The sequence below is a fragment of the Sulfuricurvum sp. genome (assembly GCF_019163035.1).
Taxonomy (GTDB): domain Bacteria; phylum Campylobacterota; class Campylobacteria; order Campylobacterales; family Sulfurimonadaceae; genus Sulfuricurvum.
Genome location: NZ_JAFLKV010000076.1, coordinates 1 through 2164 on the forward strand (window position 1 = coordinate 1; position 2164 = coordinate 2164).

Here is a 2164-nt window from a genome sequence, read left to right on the forward strand (position 1 = left end):
AAAATCACAAGTCATAAGGATTAAAAATGGCCTATATTACACAATTAAAACATTTGATACAAAATGAGTTGATTCCTGATGTTGAAGAACATATTGACGATATTTTCGAATCTATCGCATCGCAAAAAGATGCAACCGTTGAAGAACGTGCACAACTTGAGGATATGCAAGCCCTTCGTGATGAATACAAGGAACTTCTTACAGAGCTCAACAGCGGTGATATCGATGAAGAAGAGGCAGAACAACTCTACACAGAACTCACCTCTATGCGCGAAGGCGAAGGGGATGAAGAGGATGATCTCTACGATGATGAAGAGGATGAGGACGAAGACGATTATGATGAATTCGATCTCGAAGATGAAGATAACCAGTATTAATGGCGAAATATATTTTACTCGATACTGAGACAACTGGCGCAGGTGAGGAAGACCGTATTATTCAACTTGGATTTTTGATTTTGGACGGTAAAAATGTCGAAGTTTATAATGATCTTTGTTCTGCACCACTCCCTATTGGATACGGAGCGATGGAAGTACACGGTATAACACCTGATATGATTGAGGGGAAGCCGCCGTGTATTGAGACGTCAGCCTATAAAACATTGTGTGAACTCAATACTCCTGATAATGTTCTTATCATCCATAATGCGCCATTTGATTTGGGGATGCTCTCCAAAGAGAGTTTCACTTCGAAAATGCGTCTAATTGACACACTACGATGTGCACGTCATTTGTTCGATGATGAAGAAGCTCATCGGTTACAGTATTTTCGCTATCGCTTTGGACTGTATAAAATCGAACAAGCTGAAGCAGATGCACTTGGGATCGTTGTCAAAGCGCATGATGCTATCGGGGATGTTTTGGTATTGAAACTTTTTTTGACTGAATTACGCAAACGGTTACAAGAGCGCTTTCAGGGGGCAAATCCTATCGATAAAATGGTCGAGTTAACCCAAACTCCTGTTTTTTATACCAGAGCGCTCAAATTTGGGAAATACAAAGGGAAAACACTCTTAGAGATTGCCGAATCGGACAAAGGGTATCTTACCTGGATGCTCGGGAATATGGATAGTCTCGATGAGGATATGCGTTATAGTATTGGACGAGTTTTAGCTTCTTAGAGCGATTGTTTGTGTTGGATTATTTGTGAGGCATCAACAACTAGATTATCCATATTGTGTTCTAGCGCATACGCAATAAGATCAAATAAGTCGTGAATCATCTGAAACTCACTTTGCTCGGCAGTAGCGGTAATAGTCGCCATATAAAAATGTTTCGCAAAAAAAAGATTTTGAACGCGGGATAGAATATTATTGGCTGCTTTTATCCCCTCTTCATCGTTCGTATTATCAAAAACTATCCCGCAAAAATTGGGTTGAAAAAAAATAATAGTATCGCTTTCTCGCAGATGTTCTCCACAACTGCTCAAATCACCGTTTTCTTCTGAAATATAAGCTAGAGCAACCGAATATTTAGTTTTGTATCGGTTAAATCGGTAGTGATAATCTGCAGAAGTTTTAATTAGGGTCTCTTGATAGTGTAGACGTTGTTGGTTTAAAGTGTTAAGCATCATTAACTGCTTATTGCCATTTGGTTATTTTCAATGGATTTGTTGAGTTGAGTGAATAGTTCTGGAATCATGCTGCTAACACTCTCGTATTGACTGGAATTAACAATAGAACAAAACAGAGGTACTGAGGAGTAGGTAGATTTAAAATGTTTTAAAAGATTATTGGCAGCATGTAGTCCCGATTCTGGGTTAGTATAGTCAAAAACAATTGCATAGTTATACTCGTTTAGACAAATTAAACGATCTGTTGTGCGGATACATTTGGATAAGATGCTAATATCTATCTCTTCTGGACAATGCCACATAGCGACACTATAATGAATTTGATAACGGTTTAGACGATAATCAAAATTTTTTAGTGTTTGAGTTAGTTTCTCTACCATGGGAAAGTTCCTATCAGGAGATAACTTTATAGAACTAAAATTATCCTAAAATTTTGTTACATTGTAGCATATTAAAATGTTGTTTTGGTCGATGTGGAGATTTCACTCAGTCGATAGGCGGCGTCAACATGACCATTTTTCATCGCTTTTTTCCACCATTCCATCGCTTGAGGAATATCTTTTTCAACACCTTCGCCGTAAAAATAGATCAT

The 2164-nt window shown here is 38.0% G+C and carries 5 protein-coding genes; 2 read left to right on the top strand and 3 right to left on the bottom strand.

Going from position 1 to position 2164, the window contains the following annotated elements; all coding sequences use genetic code 11:
* Positions 1-26 precede the first annotated feature (26 nt).
* Both JZU62_RS05925 and JZU62_RS05930 read left to right on the top strand, forming a co-directional pair.
* Positions 27-377, top strand: coding sequence for a hypothetical protein (locus JZU62_RS05925; RefSeq protein WP_295012838.1), 351 nt, complete (start codon positions 27-29; stop codon positions 375-377).
* A complete protein-coding gene (locus JZU62_RS05930) occupies positions 377-1120 on the top strand; it encodes an exonuclease domain-containing protein (protein WP_295012840.1) in 744 nt (247 codons plus the stop codon). The genes JZU62_RS05925 and JZU62_RS05930 overlap by 1 nt, the downstream gene beginning before the upstream one ends.
* Here JZU62_RS05930 and JZU62_RS05935 read toward each other — a convergent pair.
* From JZU62_RS05935 to JZU62_RS05945, 3 genes are all read right to left on the bottom strand, one after another.
* Positions 1117-1569 carry a hypothetical protein gene (locus tag JZU62_RS05935; RefSeq protein WP_295012842.1) on the bottom strand — a complete coding sequence of 151 codons (453 nt, stop codon included), beginning with the start codon at positions 1567-1569 and terminating at the stop codon, positions 1117-1119. The two genes, JZU62_RS05930 and JZU62_RS05935, sit on opposite strands and share 4 nt — an antisense overlap.
* A gap of 2 nt (positions 1570-1571) precedes the next feature.
* Positions 1572-1952 (bottom strand): hypothetical protein, encoded by a 381-nt coding sequence (locus tag JZU62_RS05940; protein WP_295012845.1) that lies wholly within the window; start codon positions 1950-1952, stop codon positions 1572-1574.
* 71 nt (positions 1953-2023) lie between these two features.
* Complete coding sequence (locus JZU62_RS05945; protein ID WP_295012847.1) at positions 2024-2164, bottom strand: SEL1-like repeat protein; 141 nt, start codon at positions 2162-2164, stop codon at positions 2024-2026.

What these genes read in the sequence shown, in the direction of transcription:
- JZU62_RS05940 (WP_295012845.1), bottom strand. Translation starts at nt 1,952, where the DNA reads ATGGTAGAGAAACTAACTCAAACACTAAAAAATTTTGATTATCGTCTA.
- JZU62_RS05945 (WP_295012847.1), bottom strand. Translation starts at nt 2,164, where the DNA reads ATGATCTATTTTTACGGCGAAGGTGTTGAAAAAGATATTCCTCAAGCG.
- JZU62_RS05935 (WP_295012842.1), bottom strand. Translation starts at nt 1,569, where the DNA reads ATGCTTAACACTTTAAACCAACAACGTCTACACTATCAAGAGACCCTA.
- JZU62_RS05930 (WP_295012840.1), top strand. Translation starts at nt 377, where the DNA reads ATGGCGAAATATATTTTACTCGATACTGAGACAACTGGCGCAGGTGAG.
- JZU62_RS05925 (WP_295012838.1), top strand. Translation starts at nt 27, where the DNA reads ATGGCCTATATTACACAATTAAAACATTTGATACAAAATGAGTTGATT.